Annotated in this window: 15 protein-coding genes and 1 pseudogene; all 16 read right to left on the reverse strand. The window is 57.2% G+C overall.

From position 1 onward, the window contains the following. Positions 1-37 precede the first annotated feature (37 nt). Entirely contained in the window at positions 38-1,168 is a 1,131-nt protein-coding gene (locus tag KJY40_RS00240) for a lysozyme inhibitor LprI family protein (protein ID WP_230734267.1), read from the reverse strand. A gap of 113 nt (positions 1,169-1,281) precedes the next feature. Then, positions 1,282-1,815 carry a lysozyme inhibitor LprI family protein gene (locus KJY40_RS00245; RefSeq protein WP_230734269.1) on the reverse strand — a complete coding sequence of 178 codons (534 nt, stop codon included), beginning with the start codon at positions 1,813-1,815 and terminating at the stop codon, positions 1,282-1,284. A gap of 433 nt (positions 1,816-2,248) precedes the next feature. Then, the gene (locus KJY40_RS00250) at positions 2,249-2,752 is read right to left on the reverse strand and encodes a hypothetical protein (RefSeq protein ID WP_230734271.1); all 504 of its coding nucleotides are present in this window, start codon (positions 2,750-2,752) and stop codon (positions 2,249-2,251) included. Positions 2,753-2,858: 106 nt separating this feature from the next. Then, the gene (locus KJY40_RS00255) at positions 2,859-3,368 is read right to left on the reverse strand and encodes a hypothetical protein (RefSeq protein ID WP_230734273.1); all 510 of its coding nucleotides are present in this window, start codon (positions 3,366-3,368) and stop codon (positions 2,859-2,861) included. Between the two features lie 3 nt (positions 3,369-3,371). Next, positions 3,372-5,102, reverse strand: a complete 1,731-nt coding sequence (locus KJY40_RS00260; RefSeq protein WP_230734274.1) for a peptidoglycan-binding domain-containing protein — start codon at positions 5,100-5,102, stop codon at positions 3,372-3,374. 11 nt (positions 5,103-5,113) lie between these two features. After that, positions 5,114-5,512 carry a peptidoglycan-binding domain-containing protein gene (locus KJY40_RS29665; RefSeq protein ID WP_407682011.1) on the reverse strand — a complete coding sequence of 133 codons (399 nt, stop codon included), beginning with the start codon at positions 5,510-5,512 and terminating at the stop codon, positions 5,114-5,116. Between the two features lie 9 nt (positions 5,513-5,521). Continuing rightward, positions 5,522-7,549 (reverse strand): annotated as a pseudogene (locus KJY40_RS00265) (type VI secretion system Vgr family protein); the annotation flags it as partial. 28 nt (positions 7,550-7,577) lie between these two features. Then, complete coding sequence (locus tag KJY40_RS00270) at positions 7,578-8,579, reverse strand: serine/threonine-protein kinase (protein ID WP_230734278.1); 1,002 nt, start codon at positions 8,577-8,579, stop codon at positions 7,578-7,580. Continuing rightward, positions 8,576-9,304 carry a PP2C family protein-serine/threonine phosphatase gene (locus KJY40_RS00275; protein ID WP_230734281.1) on the reverse strand — a complete coding sequence of 243 codons (729 nt, stop codon included), beginning with the start codon at positions 9,302-9,304 and terminating at the stop codon, positions 8,576-8,578. Before KJY40_RS00275 ends, KJY40_RS00270 begins: the two co-directional genes overlap by 4 nt. Beyond that, a complete protein-coding gene (gene tssM, locus KJY40_RS00280) occupies positions 9,304-12,843 on the reverse strand; it encodes a type VI secretion system membrane subunit TssM (RefSeq protein WP_230734283.1) in 3,540 nt (1,179 codons plus the stop codon). The genes KJY40_RS00275 and tssM overlap by 1 nt, the downstream gene beginning before the upstream one ends. Before the next feature lie 13 nt (positions 12,844-12,856). Beyond that, positions 12,857-13,732 carry a type IVB secretion system protein IcmH/DotU gene (gene icmH / locus KJY40_RS00285; RefSeq protein WP_007954389.1) on the reverse strand — a complete coding sequence of 292 codons (876 nt, stop codon included), beginning with the start codon at positions 13,730-13,732 and terminating at the stop codon, positions 12,857-12,859. A gap of 5 nt (positions 13,733-13,737) precedes the next feature. After that, entirely contained in the window at positions 13,738-15,069 is a 1,332-nt protein-coding gene (gene tssK, locus KJY40_RS00290; protein WP_230734285.1) for a type VI secretion system baseplate subunit TssK, read from the reverse strand. Positions 15,070-15,071: 2 nt separating this feature from the next. Then, positions 15,072-15,572 (reverse strand): type VI secretion system lipoprotein TssJ, encoded by a 501-nt coding sequence (gene tssJ / locus KJY40_RS00295; RefSeq protein ID WP_011336587.1) that lies wholly within the window; start codon positions 15,570-15,572, stop codon positions 15,072-15,074. 5 nt (positions 15,573-15,577) lie between these two features. After that, entirely contained in the window at positions 15,578-16,771 is a 1,194-nt protein-coding gene (gene tagH, locus KJY40_RS00300; RefSeq protein ID WP_230734287.1) for a type VI secretion system-associated FHA domain protein TagH, read from the reverse strand. 18 nt (positions 16,772-16,789) lie between these two features. After that, positions 16,790-16,930, reverse strand: a complete 141-nt coding sequence (locus KJY40_RS00305; RefSeq protein WP_003229566.1) for a hypothetical protein — start codon at positions 16,928-16,930, stop codon at positions 16,790-16,792. A 93-nt stretch (positions 16,931-17,023) separates the two neighbouring features. Further along, complete coding sequence (locus tag KJY40_RS00310; RefSeq protein WP_230734289.1) at positions 17,024-18,550, reverse strand: sigma-54 interaction domain-containing protein; 1,527 nt, start codon at positions 18,548-18,550, stop codon at positions 17,024-17,026. Positions 18,551-18,554 lie beyond the last annotated feature (4 nt).

Here is an 18,554-nt window from a genome sequence, read left to right on the forward strand (position 1 = left end):
AAAAAGCTGAATACTTCCTATTGAAATCATGCCCTACTCATTCGGGCGCAACAGCTATCTTCAGTATGTAATCCTCGAGATAAACAACAGCTTCACGACCATTCAAATCAACAGGCGTGGGGTTTTTAATAACGAGCTGATCACTTGCGCTAACAATTTTAGTTAGTGTTTTATCCACTACATTGGCACGCCAGATTGTCTCATCACCATTCTTGAAATACAAAACAGGACGCGACTTGCTCCAAATCGGGCTGAAAATATTCCAACCCACCTCCGGTCTATCGACTGGCGCAATAGTCTCGTACCCAGGAGTGTTTGGATAATAGGCCTTCAGTTCTCCAAATACCTCATCACCCTGAAATAGCAAACCACTTTTAGCATTCTCGAAAGTATTCGACCATTGCTGAAGCAGCAAACTCGTTTCCTGCGGTTGAGTGCCTGACCCAACTTTATAAGCCATACCTCTTAGCTGGTTTCTTGCTATTTTTTCGCGATAGTAAAAGGTGCCGCCCATGATTCCAGCGTATCGTTCCCCTTCTTCATTGTTTCCTAAGTTGAACGCCCCCTGAAATCCTATGTCCTTTGCTATCGTGTACGTGATTGGCTGCACAATCGGATGCCTATCGATGTATTCATACAAACTACCTCTATAGATAGAATTAGGAACATCGTAATGCCCCTCGAATGCTACAACGTGCAAAATTCCAGATATTACTTCCGCTGAAATCAAGAAACGCTCAACGACATCTTTGCCATTCGGAAGGCCCGCCAGTTCAACAGTTTTCCAAGGACGACTGGATTGAGCATAAATTTTATCAGCGGGCAAAATTTTTACTTCATTTGAAGCACTGGCCCCAGGCAATGGTAACGGTGACAGAAATCCAATTTGCTCATTGTAAGCATCTTCTAGACACTCAACTGACTCACAGGTGTTGCGCACATTCTCTAGCCATTCACTTTCAAGCACTTGGAAAGTACGTTGTTTTTTCAGCGGCTTGAAAACTTCACTTAGCTGCTCATCCAGCTTTGACAAAGAAGGCGTATTGCAGATCTTTTTTTCAACATCCGACGAGGCTTTACTGCAATCGAAACTTGCAGATTGTGCCAACGAACTAAATACCACTAACGAGCAAAAAATAATCTTAATATGCAAAAAAGTTTTTCTCATGACCCTACCTTCAGAATTACTTTACCAACAGAATACTTGGTAATGCGCGCAAAGGAGCCTAGCGATCTTTTCTCGCTTCCATTCGATTTCCACTCTAAGCCCTGACAGCTTGGCTATTTAGCCAAAGGCGCAACCGCGATCTGTCTGGCACGATCAATTGTTAACCGAATCAAACAGCTTTCCGAATACTCTCCAAATATTGCGCTATTGCATTCAAGATCTCTGTTTTTCATCCAGGCTCTTTGAACCTCACGAAAAACATCTCGCTTGTCTTGACTCAAACGACTGGCTTTATCTCGGTAGGCAGAATTGAGCAGAGCATCGGCATCCGCAAGAACCAACTGATAAATCCCTCGATCTTTTTCAATCTTGACTTGGGGCAGGCTTTGCGGGATATCCGAATCCCAATTATTCAACCCATTATTATCCTCAACAGTTAGCAATACTGTTTTATTATCATAATATCCATACTGATTTTTGGTTGCTCCACTTTTATAGACCAACTCAATATATACAGGATCGCTTGCTCGCTGAGGGTCATTAAGCAATGTCTGGCTCGTCACTTTCACATTGCCTTCGCCTTCATCTAACTGAATTCTGAAACAAGGGTTGGGGCCAGGCTGCGTAGCTGACTTACTGGCCTTCATGCAAGTGGCCAGGCTAGAGCCACTTGCCTCATCACTCCCTGACTCAACGTCTTGTATTCTAACCAACAGCTTTATGTCAGGAACTGCTGAGTAATCAGCTTGCAGTATCTTCGCGGAGTAGAACGGCTCCGCTTGGGCCGCGCCGTTAAAAACTGAAAGAGTTGCGATACAAAAAAGGTAGAACGATATTTTTAATCACAAACATAAATTCCATTTAAAAACATTGTACGAAAACCAATTCACCTATGAAAAACACGAGATAGAAAAATTTCTGTACGGTCTAATCGTGATTTATAGCCACCCAACCTGAAAAATGTTGTTAGCTCTCCGAAGGTTCGGAATTAATCCGTCCAATAGTGTTGAAACCATCACAAATAAATCTGCCACCTTTTCTCTCTAGACATAGAATACAACAGGCCATTTTCTCTATGCGCTACCTTGACTCGCCTTCATACAGCTTAGTTCTCGGGTTAAAACCCCAGACATAAGAAGTTGTTATCGGCTTACCATCCCTGTGCATAATTTGATCTTGCTTATCCCTATTATAAGAGTAGACCCTAATATCTCTAAATAGACTATCTTCTGGATGAGTATCGAGGACCTTCACATCAGCAAAATACTCACCACCAACGTTTCTTAAAAAGCCACGACATTGAATTAGAAATTCATAAATAAAATCACCGCTCGATCCGGCACTTGAATATGAAAGAAAAATAAAATCTTTCACTCCATCGCCATTGACATCTTCACTAGTGACAACCTTTCCTTCCTCAATTGAAAGTTTTTCACCTTCAATTCGAGAAAGCAGATCAAAATTACGTACACCTTCCGTCCACTGGGATAAGAAATATTTAGCACCAACTGCCGGAGCACATATATCTACAGGGGCAGCGTTGGCAGTATTCGCAAAAAGCGCGAGCACCCAGAAAAATCTCATTTAAACTATCCATAACGGGAGGGATTTATTTAAACATCTCACAAAAATCAAAGCCGCTGAGTGCATTAATATAAACCTGCTCCCTTTTTTTTAGAATACCTCTACCTTATTCAGACTCCCCCTCATACTTTTGAGAATCAGGATTGAAGTGCCAAACATGAGGTGTCATCAGAGGCTCACCACCTTTTCGCTGGATACTCCCGTTTGAGTTTCGTTTATAAGAATAAATTTTTATGTCTTTAAATACGTTTTTTTGCTCATTCTCCGGCTCCAGGACTTCAACTTTGGCAAAGTACGAAGCACCGAGTGGTTTAAGATAGCCATGACATTGAAGCAGGAAGCTAAACACTCGATCACCACTTGAACCAACGCCTGTTGACGCTTCAAAAATAACATCGTCATTACCGTCATTATTCAAATCACCGGCATATACAATACTGCCGTGATCAACTAAAAAGTCTTTTCCATCCTGCATTGACAATACTTTTGTCTTACTATTACCAAGATTCCAATCAGAAATAAAACTTTTCGAGTCTTGTTCAGGACTACAGATATCTCCCACAGAAGACCATGCAATTCCGGGTAGCAAACCAATCAACAGCAAAAAATATTTCATAAGTTACACATCCATAATGAAGGAGTTTCTGCCCGGCCGGACCGCACCTTGCGGAAGATTAGTACCATACTGAATGGCATTAGTGATGGAGTCGTTCAGAGCAGCAAGCCGTCTCTGGATCTCATTGGTTAACAACGTCTCATGCGTGTCCCCCCAACTAGCAACTGGCAATGCCCAATTTACTTGAGAGTTTGAGTCAATTACAAATTGAATTGCCGGAACAACGAGCGACGCGTTAGTAACAACAAAAGCGGGACGATACACGTGCCAACGGAGCAAAATAGCCACAGATTTTTCTGAAGTAAAAACCGCTCCGAGAGTGCTGACCACCTCATGTCCGGAAACTCTAAATTTAACCTCTCTATCCAATATCTTACTCAACCGAAGTTTTGTCAGCTTCCACATAGCTTTACGGTAGGCCCCGATGGTTCGACCCGCCATACTAAATCTATAATGCCAGTGCCATGTTTTCATATAATTCGCACCCTCCTTTGTAGTCGGCAACGCCTCAAAGTCAGTTTCAGTGCTAAGCTTAATCCACGTATTATATGTACGTACTCCAGGGAAATATAGTCCAGCCTCTCCCCACTGGAGAACGGTATCTAACCCAAACTTTCCGAAAGCCTTGTTAAAAACTTCAGGATTCAAATTTTTAACATATGCGATAAGTCCAGGTAACTCTCCAGGCGCATACGCTGAATTTGTCGTCGAAAACACCCCCATCGTCCAGTGACATGGTCCGGCAGACATAAGCGCATTATCCCAAGCGTTCAATACATCAAATCGCCCATAGCATTCAGCCTCAGCCACCACACGCATAGTTCGATATGTCGATATCTTGGCGCTATTCACCTCAGCAGCGTTATAGGCAGAGTCATAAAGATTCAAGATTGACATTTCCGCCTCTGGCGACCAACTATGTTTTTTTGCTGTATTAGGTCCACCGAAACCGCCAGGCTCATAATACCCAAGCGTTTGATACTCTAGCCTACTATGTGTATCAGGATAGTCATAATAGCTAGTAAAATCCCTAAAAAATACTCGTGGGGCATTACTAGCAATACTATTATGCGCCCACACATTGCATCCATTGTTGGCTAGATCAGTTCGAACTCCTGCTGCAGTATTATTCCATGCCTCAACGACTACTGGACATCTGTAGTCATGGCTCAACCAATATTCAATGGCAGCTCGAGTAAGCTCGTTTACTACACCGCTTATTGGGCCGTCATAAATCGAAGAGTTAGCGACAGACTGAAGACTATCAACATAATAACTAACAGGACCGGCTGTCTCACCGGTTACTGTCGCAGACTTTCCAGCCTTTGCCACTATAGATGCAGAGCTATCGAAATACACATCCATGTTATTAACTTTTACTGGAGAACCTGCAGAATCCAATAGCAGTTGCCCTTTTTTTTCTTCTCTAACTTTAGCAACTTGCGCCATGGACGCATATATTTGAAATTCTCTGACTGCCCACTCAGTATGACTACCAAACCCTCCATCAGGTGTCCCCACAATGGAGAACCCCAAAGTAATTAAGTCTTCCTGGAGTTTTCTAACATGCTCTGAAACACCAAGAGCTGCGCTAGTACCTAGAAATGCAGCTGCTGTTTCTGCAGTGACTACAGATAACACTGGATTATCATTTCCAGCCCAACGAGGGGGCTTGTTTTGCTCAGGTTTTCCATCATGATCACCTCGACGGAGATCAAAATTACCGTAAATCATTGCTCATTCCCTTATGCAATATGCTGTTCTTCGAGACGCTTAATATCGCTCAAAGAAAGATAATCTTTGTCTGCCAACTCACAAGAACGGTGGAAGCAACGGGTGGCATGCTTCGTTTTCGGGCCATTTTCACCGTCGATTTTCCCATCATAGAACCCAAGGTTTTTAAGGCGGGACTGAAGCCCTTTCACGCCCGAGGCCTCCGACTGAGCTTTCAAGTCCAACTCCCATACCCATGGCTGAGATTCTGCGCCAAATGGATAGAAAGTAAGCTTGCCCTTTTTCGCATCAGGCGGAACTGGCTGGTCAACAAACCCTTCACTAGAAGTTGTGCCTTTATAGGTCACTCCATCCACTTCCAGCGTATAGGGCTGTCCAGCAATACCCTTTTTGTCATAGGGACGCTTCATCTGAATACGGAAGCTCTTTTTCTCGGATACTGGCGGAGGAGGAGGCACAGCATTCAACAACGCCTGATCCATCAAACTCCCCGCCTTATCCTTATCCGCCGCCCCCGGCAGGACCGGCGGCTTAATCCCGATCCCGGTCCCCGACCCAGCCGAGCCGCCGGCGTTGATCTTCACCACCGGCCCAACCACCGTCACACCACCGCCATCGAGCTTGATGAAACTGCCGCCGCCGAGAATCGTCAGTTCGGAGCCGGCCTCGATGACAATCTTGTCCCCAGCCTTGATGTGAATCTCTTTGCCGACGCTGGTCAGTTGCGCCGTCCCGAGCTTCACATGCTGGTTCTCACCAATGGTCAGGTGGTCGTCCATCCGCGCTTCGACTTTGCGATCGGAAATCGTGGTGCGGTGTTCTTCGGCCTTGAGCTCGGTGTAGGTGTTCTTCACCACAGTGTCGTGGCGTTCATTGCCGACGCGAATCTTCTGATCGTGCTCAACGTTTTCATCCCAGTCGCGCTGGGCGTGGATGAAGATTTGTTCGGCGCCTTTTTTGTCTTCGATGCGCAGTTCGTTGTAGCCACCGCCGCCCGGGGAGCTGAGGGTTTTGAAGACGGTTCGGGTTTTGTTCGCCGGGAGGGCGTAGGGCACCGGGTTTTCCTTGTGGTACAGGCAGCCGGTGACCAGTGGCTGGTCGGGGTCGCCTTCGAGGAAGGTGACGAGGACTTCCATGCCGATGCGCGGGATGGAGATGGCGCCGTAGCGGTCGCCGGCCCAGGAGCTGGAGACGCGCAGCCAGCAGCTGGTTTTGTCGTCGGCCTGGCCTTCGCGGTCCCAGTGAAATTGCACCTTGACGCGGCCGTACTGGTCGCAGTGGATTTCTTCGCCTTTGGGGCCGGTGACCATGGCGGTCTGGCTGCCGAGGACGCGGGGTTTCGGGTGTTCGAGGGCCGGGCGGTAGAACACGTCCCACGGGGTGGCGAGGAAGCGGTTGCGGTAGCCCTGGTGGAAGTCGTCCTTGTTGTCGGTGGTGTCGCTGGTCACCGATTCTTCGAGGACTTGCGGCTGTTTGCCTTCGTGGAAGATTTCGGTGAGCAGCCACAGGTCGTTCCACTCGCTGCGCGGGTGGTCGGACATTTCCATGAAGTGGCCGCTGACGAGTTTGGTCTGGTCGCCACGACCTTCGGCCTGACGGTAGTCGGCGCGATGGCGTTCGAGGGCGCGCTGGCTGAGGAATTTGCCACGGGCGCGGTCGATGAAGCGGCCGGGGTAGTCGTAGTCTTCCAGATCCGGTTCAGTGCTCTCGCCGTCGGGTTTGTAGGCGGCTTCCATTTGCAGGCGCGGTTTTTCGAAGTCGTAGTCGCGGCGGGTGGTGCGGCTGGTGCGGGTTTCCAGACGCAGCCGGAAGCCTTTGATCACCGGCTCTTCGGCGACCATGCCGCTGCCCTGCACATAGGCGGTCGGTTGGCCCAGGTTCGGGAACACGGTCTGGTCATCGCCAAACACCAGCAGGTGGCCTTTCTTGCTGTGCTGGAAGTGGTAGTGAATGCCTTCCTCTTCGCACAGGCGCTGGACGAAATGCAGGTCGGTTTCGTCGTACTGCACGCAGTAGTCGCGGTCCGGGCACGGCTGGCTGAGCTGGAAGCTGTAGGCGTTGCCCTTGATGCCGTGCTCGTCGAGGATCAGCGCGATGATTTTCGGCGCCGACATCTGCTGGTAGATGCGCTGGTTGGTGCGGTGATGCAGGTATTGCAGCTGCGGCACCAGCGAGACTTTGTAGCGGGTCAGGCGCTTGCCGGCATCGCCCTGGGCGACGCGGTAGATCTGGCCGTGGATGCCGGAGCCCTGCGGATCGAGGGCGAGGAATGCCTGTTTGTGCAGGAGTTTTTCCAGGTCCAGATCCGGATTTTCGCTGACCAGTTCCAGGTCGAAACGGAACGGCTGGCTGATGCCTTCGGTGCCGGTGAACGACAGGACTTGCAGGTCGCCCACGTAGTCTTCAACGGTCAGGCTGAAGTGCGTTTCGTTAGCTGGGTTGAACATAAAGTGCTCCCTGTTCGAATGTCATCCGTTACGCCCGCAGTCGCAAACGCTGCAGCCAGGACGAAGTGGCGCCCAAGGCGTCACGCAATTGGTCGGCAGTGATGGTGCGCTCTGCCGCGTCAAAGGCCAGCGCGGTGCGCAGCGCGGGCCAGCAGTGTTTCGGCAGATTTGCCGGGGCTTGCAGTTCGCGATTCAGGTGTTCGTCACGGGCCTGGGTCGAGGGCAAGCGGCGGAACGGGTGTTTGCCGCCCGCCAGTTCATAGATCACGCAGGCCACGCCGTACACGTCCGCGCTGGCCGACAGCGGTTGGCCCTCAAGCAGTTCGGGGGCGGCGTAGCCCGGGGTCCAGGCGTTGAAGCGCTCGCGGCTCAGGTGCGGCAGGCCGGGCAGGATGCCCTCCTCGGCTTGCCCGAGACCGAAGTCAAAGAGGCGCACGCCGTCTTCGCAGAGCATGACGTTGCTCGGTTTCATGTCACCGTGCAGCACGCCGCGACGGTGGGCGTAGGCCAGCGCGTCGAGCAGCGGCAGCGCGATGTCGCGCAGTTCTTTCCACGGCAGGCCCAGTGGCCGCTCGCAGAGCAGTTTGTCCAGGGTCAGGCCACGCATGAGTTCCATGGTGATGAAGGCCCGCTGGCAATCGGTGTCCACTTCGAACGTGTGCGGTCGCAGCACGTTGTCGTGGCGCAGGCGTCGGGTCAGGGCGAACTCGCTGTAGAGCAAGGCGCTGGCGTCCGGCGACTCGGCAAATTCTTCGCTGAGGATTTTCAGCGCAATGTAAGGATCGGGATCGCCGAACTGTTCGTGCAGCAGATCCCGGGCCCGGTAAACCGCACCCATGCCACCGGCCCCGAGCAGACGCTCGAGGTGATAGCGACCGGCGAGTACGTCCGGCAGTGCACCGATGCTGGCCTTGGTCGGCGCCAGCAAAGGCTCTGCCTTGTTTTCCTTGGCGAAGGCGAAGTAAGTCAGGTTGTTGGCCTGCTCTTCGCTCATCAGCAAGTCGTCGACTGAGGATTCGATTTCAGTCATTGGCGGATCACCACGGCAGTCAGATTGTCCCGGGCGGCACCCCGCAGGGCGCCGTCGAACAGACGTTCCAGCGCCACGTGTGGCGCCGCCAGGCTGAGGGCGTTGCCGAGGGCATCGCTGCTCAGGCCTTGATACAAACCATCGCTGCACAGCAGGAACACATCGCCCGGATACACCTCGAGTTCCAGCACATCCAGAGTCAGTTGTTCCGCCGCGCCGACCGCCCGGGTCAAGGCCTGGGCTGCCGGGTGCGCCGCTGCCTGTTCGACGCTCATCTGTTGCTCGTCGATCAGTTGCTGCTGCAGCGAATGATCCTTCGACAGCTGGTACAACCGCTGGCCGCGCCACATATAGCAACGGCTGTCGCCGGCCCAGATGCAGGCCGCACGATTGCCTTCCACCAGCAGCGCCACGACGGTGCTGCCCATGATGCTGTCGTGACGCCCGGCGGTGACGGTCAACTCCTGCCCCAGGCGCCGGTTCAGCCAGTGCAGGCACTGGCGGATGGCTTTGAGGCGTTGGTCGAAGTCTTCGTGCTGCGGCAGTTCAGCCAGGCTGGCGACGATCAACTGGCTGGCGATGTCGCCACCCTGATGACCGCCCATACCGTCCGCGACCACCCACAGCCCATGCTGCGGGGTGTCGAGGAAGGCATCTTCGTTGCGCGACCGCACCTTGCCCGGGTCGGTTCGCGCCGCGCTGCGCCAGGGACTGGCCACCAGCATCAGAGCTGCACCGGCATACGGAAGGTGCGCATCACGCCCATGTCGAACGGGTTCGGCGTGCGCTGGCTGGTGAGCAGGTAGTTGGCGCGCAGGCCACCCACGTCGGCTTTCAGCACCAGCACGTCGCGACCGGTCAGGTACTCCGTCTGCATCAGGTCGAACAGACGGAACAGCGACCACGGGCCGGAGTTCTTCTCGATGCCGATCGGGCGGCCGGCCATCTTGTCCATGACCAGACTGGTGCGACCGTCTTCAGCATCGGTCGGCCACTTGAAGTTCATTGGCAGGATCGGACCGTGGCGGTATTCCATGGTCTTGTCGCCGAACTTGAACTCGGAACGGCTGACCGCCGGATCGAGGGTGTACGGCTCCAGTTTGAACTGCACGGTCGGCTCGGCCGGGTTGATCGAGAAGAAGCTCTGGCGAATGTTCAGTGCCGCCGCCATCTGGTCGAGGAAGACCTTGGACACCGGCAGGCTGCGACCGTCGATGCTGCGCATCCGGTAGTTGCCCGGATCACCGCTGACGAACGGACGCATGTAGCTGTCGAAGAAGCGGTCGATGGTGCCTTGAGCCCGGAAGAACTCGCGGAAATCACTGATCGCCACGTCGCTGGTGCTCGATGCGCTGAACGGGTAACGCTGGTTGATGGTCTTGCCATACACACTGTACAGCTCGCTCTGATAACGACCGTTCAGGTATTGGTAGGCATCGTTCAGCACCAGGCGCCACGAGTCTTCGGCCAGCACGTTGAACCACACGCTCAGCGGACGCGGCAGACGACCGGACGCATTGCGCAGGTTGGTCAGCGCATCACGCTGGCCGCTCATGCGGGTCTTGGCCAGTTCGAACGCGGCTTGCTCCGGCGTGCTGGAACGGGCGAGGCCCGCCAGTTGCAGTTGCAGGTCGTTGAGCGCGGCGAAGGCCGGGGTCAGGTCAGCGGCGGGGCCGTTGTTGTCGTCGAGCAGTTTATGCAGCGGCTCGAAGCGACGTTGCAGGGACTTCTTGGCGGTGTCCGGCAGGTTCTTCGCCACGTTCATCGCCGAAGCCTTGTCGGCGACAGCGGAAGCGAGTTTGCCGACCTTGCCCAGTTTGCCCTTCTGCCCCGCCAGCGCATCGGCGGCGTCACCGGCTTCGTCCACCGGCTCAGGAGCGGCCGGGAAACGGGTGTTTTCACGCACTTCGGTCAGCAGTGCCAGCACCGGCGAGTTGGCCGAGGTCAGGCCCGCCAGTTGCTCGGCGCCTTCACCGGCATCGCTGATCGGCGGCAATGCCACCTGGCCAACGGCCTCGCTCCAGTAGTTGGCGTAGTCGCGGAAGTAAAGTTGCTCCAGCTCGACCATCAGGCGACGCAAATCCATGTCGCTGATGCCCGCGCCTTCGCCCAGCACCCAGTTGTCACGCAGGATGTCGGTCACCAGCGACGCGCCTTGCACCGAGAAATACTGCTGATAACCGGTCTGGGTGTAGAAGCCCGGGATCACGTATTCGGTGCCGATGAACAGCGAGCCCTGCGGCCCGAGGTGTTGGCTGAAGCGATAGTCCGGCAGGTTGCGCGCCTGCTCGCGGAGCATGCGGTAAACCACGTTTGCCAGCGATTCACTGCGCAGGACCTGACGCGCCTGAGTCACCAGTTGCTCGTTGAGCGGGTAGATAAACGGCAGCTTCAGCAGACGCTCAAGATGCGCGTTCAAACCGTTCTGCACGGCGGTGTTACCGGTGTAGCGCTGGGACCAGTCGGTAGCGACCCAATCCTTGAGCCAAGCCGCGTCACGACGGTCCTTCATGTTCAGCATCAGGTACGCGCGCAGGCTGTTGATCAGCTTTTCGCGGTCCTTCATGTTGGCGCGGATCTGGCCTTCGAGCATGGTGGCAACGCGTGGCAGCAGTTGCTTTTCAAGCTCGCGCTCGTAAGCCTCCTTGACCACCGGATTGACGTCCTGGCCCTGATACAACCCCATCCGCTCGTGGTACGCAGCGTCGCCCTTCTTCGGGAACACCTGAGTCGCGGCGTAGCTGGTGTCGAGGGTTTTCAGCGTGCCCATGGCGTCATCGCGCGGCGACAGTGCCGTGCGTTGCTGCGTCCAGTTCTGCGCCAGATTGCGCAGGTTTTCCAGACGCTCCCAGTTGGCCGAGAAACCACCGGCCCAAAGCATGCCGAACAGCACCAGCGCGCCCAGTGCACCGACGTACAACGCACGCTGGCCCCAATGGATGCGGCTGCGCTCGCGCTTGTCCAGACCGGCGAGGTCGGACTCCGGGAAAATCACCCGGCTGAGCAAATGATGGATGAAACGCGAACGACCGCTGCGCAGCGTCGGCAGCACGCCGGCGCTCATGCCCAGGCTCGCGCCGATACCGGCGGTGGTCGAATCCATTTCCTGAGTCAGATGAGGTGCGCTGGTCAGGTAGAAACCACGCAGCAGCGTCGCACGCTGGTAGCGGTTGCCGGTGAACGCCATGTCGACGAACAGGCACAGACGCTCGCCGATCTGGCCCATCTGGTGCGGGAAGTCGAGGATGCGGCCACGGCGCTGGGTGTCGCGCTCGGAGTGCATGCGCATGATCACCTGGCTGTTGAGGCGACGCAGCAGCTCTTCGAACTCGCCGCGCAGCACAGCCACGTCGGTGCCGACCTGATCCTTGCGGAAACTGGTGCCCAGCACCTGATCGCTTTCTTCGCGGGTCAGTTGGTCGAAGAACTCGTCGAAGCCCAGCAGCTTGTCAGCCTTGCTCAGTACCAGATACACCGGCACGTCGACGTGCAGCTTCTGATAGACGTCTTGCAGACGCGCGCGCACCTGGCGAGCCAGGGTGTCGATGTCCTGCTCGCTGCCACCAGTTAGGGTTTCCACCGGAATGGTCACCAGCACGCCGTTCAGCGGACGACCGCGACGACGCTTGCGCAGCAGTTCCAGCAGAGTGGTCCAGGCGCTGCCGTCGACTTCCGAATCCGGCTGGGTCAGGTAGCGTCCGGCGGTGTCGATCAGCACACCGTGGTCGGCGAAGTACCAGTCGCAGTGACGGGTGCCGTGGGTGTCGCGTGTCAGCTTGCGGTCGATCTTGTTGATCGGGAATTCCAGCCCGGAGAAGTCCAGCAGGCTGGTCTTGCCGCTGGCCTGCGGGCCGATCAGCAAGTACCACGGCAGGTCACTGCGCCAGCGCTCGCTGCGGCCGCGATACAGGCTCGAAGTCTTCAGGGTTTTCAGGGCGTCCTTGAAACGCTCCTTCAACTCTTTCTGCTCTTCTTCGATCAGTTCGTCACGGCGGATACGGTCCTGGCCGTCTTCGGTTTCTTCGACGGCTTTCTTGCGGATACCGGCGCGCCAGCTGACGAAGACCATGGTCAGGCCCCAGATCAGGAACAGCACGCTGATGGTCAGCAAGCGGGAGGTCGAGCCTTCCCAGAACTTGTAATCATCCACCGCCAACAGCGGGCCGACGAACCACACCAGCAGCGCCACGAACAGCACCAGCAGCAGGGTCCAGACCCAGGTCTGGCGCAGGAAGGCGCCGACTTTCTTGAAAAACTTTTTCATCACACGTCCCTGTTTACGGCTGCGACTGCGGCTGGACCGCGGCCGGATCAAGCGGCTGATAAGGTTGCAGAACGGTGTCGCGCTGCTCGCCCAAGACCCAGGCGAAGCCCGAATACATCATCACCAGGCAGACGAAGGTGAACAGCACCACCATCCACGCCGGCACGATGCGCACCAGGTTGCGACGCTGATCGTTGAGGCCTTCCCACTGCGGCGACAATTCGCGCGGCACGTCGCCACGCAACTGACGGATCTGCCGGTACAGGGCGTCGCGGATACCTTCGAGTTCCAGCATGCCGCGCGCCTGCACGCGGTACTTGCCCTCGAAACCGAGGGACAGGCACAGGTACATCAGCTCCAGCATCGGCAGGTGCTTGACCGGGTTTTTCGACAGCCGATCGAGCAGCTGGAAGAACTTCTCGCCACCGAAGGTTTCGTTGTGGAAGCTGCTGAGCAGGCTCATCTGCGACCACTCGCTTTCGTTGCCCCACGGCGTGGTCACGACGGCTTCGTCGACCACGGTGCAGAGCACGTAACGGGCGGCCATCACCTGGCTGCTTTCGGCGCCGTTGTGCAGGGCGCGCACTTCAAACAGCTTGAGCCCGGCGGTCAGGCGCTCGTTGAGCGCGTAGAGGTCTTCGCGGGTTTCGCTGTGCTTGAGGCGCACCACTTCCGACAGCAGTTCGGACGACGCCGCCACCAGCGAATTGAGGCTGATGTTGAAGGCCTCCGCCGGGCGCAGGCGCGCGGCGTAGATCATCCGTTCTTCCAGTTGTTCGAAGCGCGGCGGCGCGGCGAAGTCGGTCAGCGGACTCGCCGCCGGGCCATGGCCCTGACGGTCGAGCAGGACGGTTTTGTCGTCCTGGTTGTGTTCCATGTCCTTGATCATGTCGGTCAGTTCCTGATGGCCCAGAATTTCAGTTCAAGCTCGGCGAATTCGCCGGACACGTGGAACGCGAAGCCGCCGGAGCGCTCGAGTTGTGCCAGGTCTTCGGAACTGAGTTCGAGGATGAAATAGGTTTTGTTGGAGTGGAACGCGATCTGCCGCGGGGCCACCGGCAACGGTTTGACCTTGATCCCCGGCAGGTGCAGGTTGACCAGCTGGCGGATGCGCTCCACCGGGCCGACCTTGAGGTGCGCAGGCAAGCGGTTGCGCAGTTCTTCGGAGTCGCAGTTGGCACTGGCTGCCAGCACGAACGACGCCGAGCCCAGCAGTTTGTGGTCGTGCAGCGGCGACACGATGATCCCGTACTGACGCGCTTGCAGGATCAGTTCGATGGCGTGCTGTTCCAGCACCATCGACAGCACCTGACGGATCGACTCCATCAGTTTGCGGAAACTCGCACCCTGGTCGGCGTGGGAGTAACGGCTGTCCAGACGCGGGCGTTTGCTGTCGCTGGAGAAGGTCGCCAGATCGCCGAGCATGGTCAGCAGCGTGCGGTACAACTCTTCCGGATGAACCTGCTCCAGGCCCAGGTAGTGGCGCAGCAGCAGTTCGGTGCGGTTGATCAGTTGCAGCATCATGAAGTCGCCGATTTCCGCGCCGCCAACCTTGCCGTTGGAGCGGATACGCTCGGCAATGGTGTCGCCCCGGTGGCCGAGCATGCTGATCACTTCTTTGAGGCACGACAGCAGGTAGCTGGAGGCGTGAGCCTGAATGTAGGTCGGCACGAAGTCCGGATCGAGGCTGATCACACCGTCCGGCGTGGTATCGAGCACGTCGCAGATCTTCAGCTTCACGTAGGCCTGGTCGCTCTGCTGCTCGCCGAGCAACAGCTTGAAGTCCGGGCGACCGCATTTGACCTGGCTCGACGAATCGTCACCGGCGTTGGAGTCGGCCACTTCGGTTTCGTAAGCGGTGTAGCGCGCCAGCACGTCGGACTGCTCCGGGCGACGGGCCTCGATGTGGTTGCCGGTGACCAGCGGCAGCGCCAGGTAGATCGGCGTATTGCCAGTGTTCGGCGGAATGTCCAGCGCCAGCGGTTCGGTGTTGCCACCGAGTTCGAACAGGCTGCCGTCCGGCAGGATCCCCGAGGCTTCACTGATCACCAGTTTGCCCATGTTGAGGAACTGCAAGTCGATCTCCAGATTCAGGAAACCCCAGGTGTAGCCGCCCAGCAACTGGGTGCGGGTCTTCATCTGGTGATCGTAGTAGCGGTCGTTGTGCTGGAAGTGCTGCGGACGCAGCAGCATGCCTTCCTGCCAGATGACTTTATGGGTATTCATGATCAGTCATCCGCCTTGGCGAGCACTTCGTTGGTCTTGCGGATACCGGCCTGATCCAGGGTCAGATCAGCTTCGGTGACTTCCAGCGGCGTGATCGGGAACGTGTGGCGCCACTTGGTTTCCGGCAGGTCGCGGTACGCAGCGAGGATGCCGATGAAGCGGCTGCCCTCCTCCACGCTGAGTTTCAGTTCCACGGTTTCACCCGGGCGCAGTTCGAGTTCTTCGCTGGCCACCAGATCCGGGTTGAGGGATTCCTTGGCGCGCTCGTAGAGGCTGAAGAAATCGGCGTTCTCGAAGGTCACCGGATGCTTGAGCTCGAACAGGCGCACCACAATCGGCGACGGACGACCGTTGAGGTCCGGGTTCAACTGATCGCTGCCGGTCAGCTTCAGGTTGATCTTGGTCACTTTCGAATACGGCGACAGCGACGAACAACCGGCGAGCAGCACCAACAGGGTGAGCGCGGTCAGCGTCTTGAAAAAAGCGGTCGAGCGGCGAGACATGCGCATCATCCTTGGTGGTCGGTGTGGAGGGTGGAGATCAGGCGGATCTGTTCTTCGTAGGCCTGGGCGAAGTCGCGGGCCAGCAGGCGCTCGCTCCAGTCGTCGTCCTGACGCAGCGCATGGTGGTAACGGTTGAACGCTCTCCAGCGCCCGCCAGCGGTGGCGAGCAACGGCTTGTTGTCGCGCTCGAAACGCAGGGTCAGTTGCTCCGGCGAGAAGTGCTCCAGAGTGCCGCGCACGGCCGCGCGGCTGGCGGTCAGCAGCGCCACCTGATGCGCCTGCAAGTCGCGGAACGCGCGGGAGATCGCCTGCTCGGCCGGCAAGTGGCCCGGCTTGTGCGGCTGCAACAGGATGTCCAGCGCTTCGCTCGGATCGACGGCGAATTTCAGCGGGTTCTTGTTGGTGCCTTGCACGGTGGTCTGGGCCAGACGCAGTTCGTTTTTCAATTCCGAACGGGTGCGCAGGCTCTGTTGCAGACCGCCGACGCTCTGGCGCAGCAGACGTGCGGCGTTCAGCGCGAGGGCTTCACGCTCGTCGTGGCTGAGGCTCTTCACGTTCACACCGAGGGCCGCGCCGAATTTATCCCAGAAGGTTTCGCTCTGACGCTCCACCGCTTTCGGCGCTGGCGCAGGTTCAGGCGTGGGCTCGACGATCAGCTCCGGCACCATCAGGCTTTCCATGTCGATGCGCGCGTAGTCGGCGCGCTGACGGGAGTCTTCAGGGTCGGTAACCGGCGCGAGCATTTCCTCGAATTCCGAGTACACGCGCTCTTGCTGTTCCAGCGATTTCAGCGGATCGAGGTCGAGGAACGCGTCGTCCGGGATGATGCTGCCGGCGGCACGTGGCTGGCCGACTTCACCGTCGAACGTCGCCGGGTCGCGCACCAGTCGCGCACGAATCTCGAAATCGCCCAGCACGTAGGTGCTGCCGTGCTCGATGCGCACCGGTTCGCCCTTGTGCAGGCGTGCGCCGCTGTCGCCGTCCTGAACACCGTTGCTGCTGGTGTCGGTCAGGAAAAACGTGCCCTCGCGATAGCTGACGATCGCGTGGTGATTGGACAAGTGACGCTTGCGGTCAGGGATGATCCAGTCGCAGTCCTCGCCCCGCCCGATCACGCCGCCGGCCTGTTTGAAGGTCCGCTGGCACAGCTCGGTGGGCACGAACTGCTTGGTGTTCAGCATTTCGAAAACCAATTCCATGTTTGATGCTCCTTGCGGTCACTTGCCGCGATTGACCGCCTGCGGATCACCCAACGGGCGGTAATCGTTATCGTTGAATTTGTAATTGCCGCTGCAGCCGCCGAGGCCGCATAGAACGACGAGGGTCAGCAGGACAGCGTGCCAGTGACGAACAGACATCAGAGGGTCTCCAGGTGTAGACAAAGCACAAAGCGCCGACCCTTGCGGGCGGCGCTGAAATAGGTGTTCGAGGTGAATCCGACGGACTTTCGCCTACCCATCGAAATCACCCAGATTGATGTTCAAGCGGCCGAGCCGGTACAGCAGCGTGCGTCGCGGCAGGCCCAGTTCCCGGGCGGCGAGCGTCTGGTTGCCGTCGTTCTTGCGCAGGCAATCGAGCAGCAGATTGCGTTCGACCGCTTCCAGTCGTTCGCGCAGATTGAGGCCGCAGTGGTCTTCCGGCGCCGGCGCCGATTCCAGGCGCAGCGAGAAATGCTCGGCCAGCAACTCGCCGCCCTCGCACAACAACACCGCCCGTTCGACCAGGCCTTTGAGTTCACGCACGTTGCCGGGGAAGGTGTAACCGGACAGGTGTTCCAGCGCTGCGTCCGACCAACGCACCGGATCGCGTTGCAGAAAGGTGCAGGCCTTGTCGGCGAAGTGTTTGGCCAGGTCGAGGATGTCGCCTTCGCGCTGACGCAGGGCCGGCAACTCGATCGGGAATTGCGCGAGGCGGTAGTACAGGTCCTCGCGGAATTTGCCTTCGCTGACCAGCACCGACAGATCGCGGTGTGTCGCGGCGATGATGCGCACGTCGATCTTGTGGGTGTCGTTGGAACCCAGCGGACGGATCTCGCCTTCCTGCAACACACGCAGCAACTTGGCTTGCAGCGACAGCGGCATGTCACCGATTTCATCGAGCAACAGAGTGCCGCCGTTGGCCGCGTCGAACAGCCCGGCGCGGTCGCGATCGGCACCGGTGAACGCACCTTTGCGGTAACCAAACAGCTCGCTTTCCAGCAGGTTTTCCGGGAACGCCGCGCAGTTCTGCACGATGAACGCCTGGGACCGGCGCGGGCCGCAATCGTGGATCGCCCGCGCGACCACTTCCTTGCCGGTGCCGGTCTCGCCACGCAACAGCACGGTGTACGGGCTGTGCAGGACTTTGCTGATCAGCGAGTAGGTCTGGCGCATCGCCGCGCTCTTGCCGATCAGGCCGTAGCCGCTGGCGCTCGGCAGACTGCGCACGACCGGCGCGGCCGCGTCCACTGGCTGGCGCAGGCGTTGCAGCAGATGCAGCTGACCCAGCACGAACGAGCCGAGCTGACCGAGGGAATCAGCGAAGCCTTGCAGGTCGATATGACGACGGCTGGCGCACAGCAACAGACCTTCGACAGCCTTCTGCTGATTGACCAGCGGCACGCACAACAGCGACTGCCACGGCGTGGACGATGCCGGCAGAAAACTGGTTTCGTGCAGGCTGCCGCCCAGGTCGTCGAAGCACACCACGCGGTTCTGGCACAGGGCGAACTGCAACAGTTGCTCGCCGTTGTAGTCCGCCGGCAGGCTCGCCGCGCTGCGCGGTTGCAGCACGCCGTCGAGGCATTCGGCATTCATCCCCAGCGACGTGTGCGTGGCGTCCAGCAAGTACAGCTGCGTCAGTTCGCAACCGCTCAGCCCGGCCAGACCGCGCACGAAGTCACCCAGCAGCGCAACACCGTCCGCCGCGCGCGACAGGCTGGCGAACTGCGCCAGCAAGGCTTCGGCATAGAGCAGTGGCTGCGGCACTTGAGTGAACATCACA

The sequence above is a fragment of the Pseudomonas fitomaticsae genome (assembly GCF_021018765.1).
In the GTDB taxonomy this organism is placed as follows: Bacteria; Pseudomonadota; Gammaproteobacteria; order Pseudomonadales; family Pseudomonadaceae; genus Aquipseudomonas; species Aquipseudomonas fitomaticsae.

What these genes read in the sequence shown, in the direction of transcription:
- KJY40_RS00270 (WP_230734278.1), bottom strand. Translation starts at nt 8,579, where the DNA reads ATGACTGAAATCGAATCCTCAGTCGACGACTTGCTGATGAGCGAAGAG.
- tssJ (WP_011336587.1), bottom strand. Translation starts at nt 15,572, where the DNA reads ATGTCTCGCCGCTCGACCGCTTTTTTCAAGACGCTGACCGCGCTCACC.
- KJY40_RS00305 (WP_003229566.1), bottom strand. Translation starts at nt 16,930, where the DNA reads ATGTCTGTTCGTCACTGGCACGCTGTCCTGCTGACCCTCGTCGTTCTA.
- KJY40_RS00240 (WP_230734267.1), bottom strand. Translation starts at nt 1,168, where the DNA reads ATGAGAAAAACTTTTTTGCATATTAAGATTATTTTTTGCTCGTTAGTG.
- KJY40_RS00310 (WP_230734289.1), bottom strand. Translation starts at nt 18,550, where the DNA reads ATGTTCACTCAAGTGCCGCAGCCACTGCTCTATGCCGAAGCCTTGCTG.
- tssM (WP_230734283.1), bottom strand. Translation starts at nt 12,843, where the DNA reads ATGAAAAAGTTTTTCAAGAAAGTCGGCGCCTTCCTGCGCCAGACCTGG.
- tssK (WP_230734285.1), bottom strand. Translation starts at nt 15,069, where the DNA reads ATGAATACCCATAAAGTCATCTGGCAGGAAGGCATGCTGCTGCGTCCG.
- tagH (WP_230734287.1), bottom strand. Translation starts at nt 16,771, where the DNA reads ATGGAATTGGTTTTCGAAATGCTGAACACCAAGCAGTTCGTGCCCACC.
- KJY40_RS00245 (WP_230734269.1), bottom strand. Translation starts at nt 1,815, where the DNA reads ATGAAGGCCAGTAAGTCAGCTACGCAGCCTGGCCCCAACCCTTGTTTC.
- icmH (WP_007954389.1), bottom strand. Translation starts at nt 13,732, where the DNA reads ATGATCAAGGACATGGAACACAACCAGGACGACAAAACCGTCCTGCTC.
- KJY40_RS00255 (WP_230734273.1), bottom strand. Translation starts at nt 3,368, where the DNA reads ATGAAATATTTTTTGCTGTTGATTGGTTTGCTACCCGGAATTGCATGG.
- KJY40_RS00260 (WP_230734274.1), bottom strand. Translation starts at nt 5,102, where the DNA reads ATGATTTACGGTAATTTTGATCTCCGTCGAGGTGATCATGATGGAAAA.
- KJY40_RS00250 (WP_230734271.1), bottom strand. Translation starts at nt 2,752, where the DNA reads ATGAGATTTTTCTGGGTGCTCGCGCTTTTTGCGAATACTGCCAACGCT.
- KJY40_RS29665 (WP_407682011.1), bottom strand. Translation starts at nt 5,512, where the DNA reads ATGAAGCGTCCCTATGACAAAAAGGGTATTGCTGGACAGCCCTATACG.
- KJY40_RS00275 (WP_230734281.1), bottom strand. Translation starts at nt 9,304, where the DNA reads ATGCTGGTGGCCAGTCCCTGGCGCAGCGCGGCGCGAACCGACCCGGGC.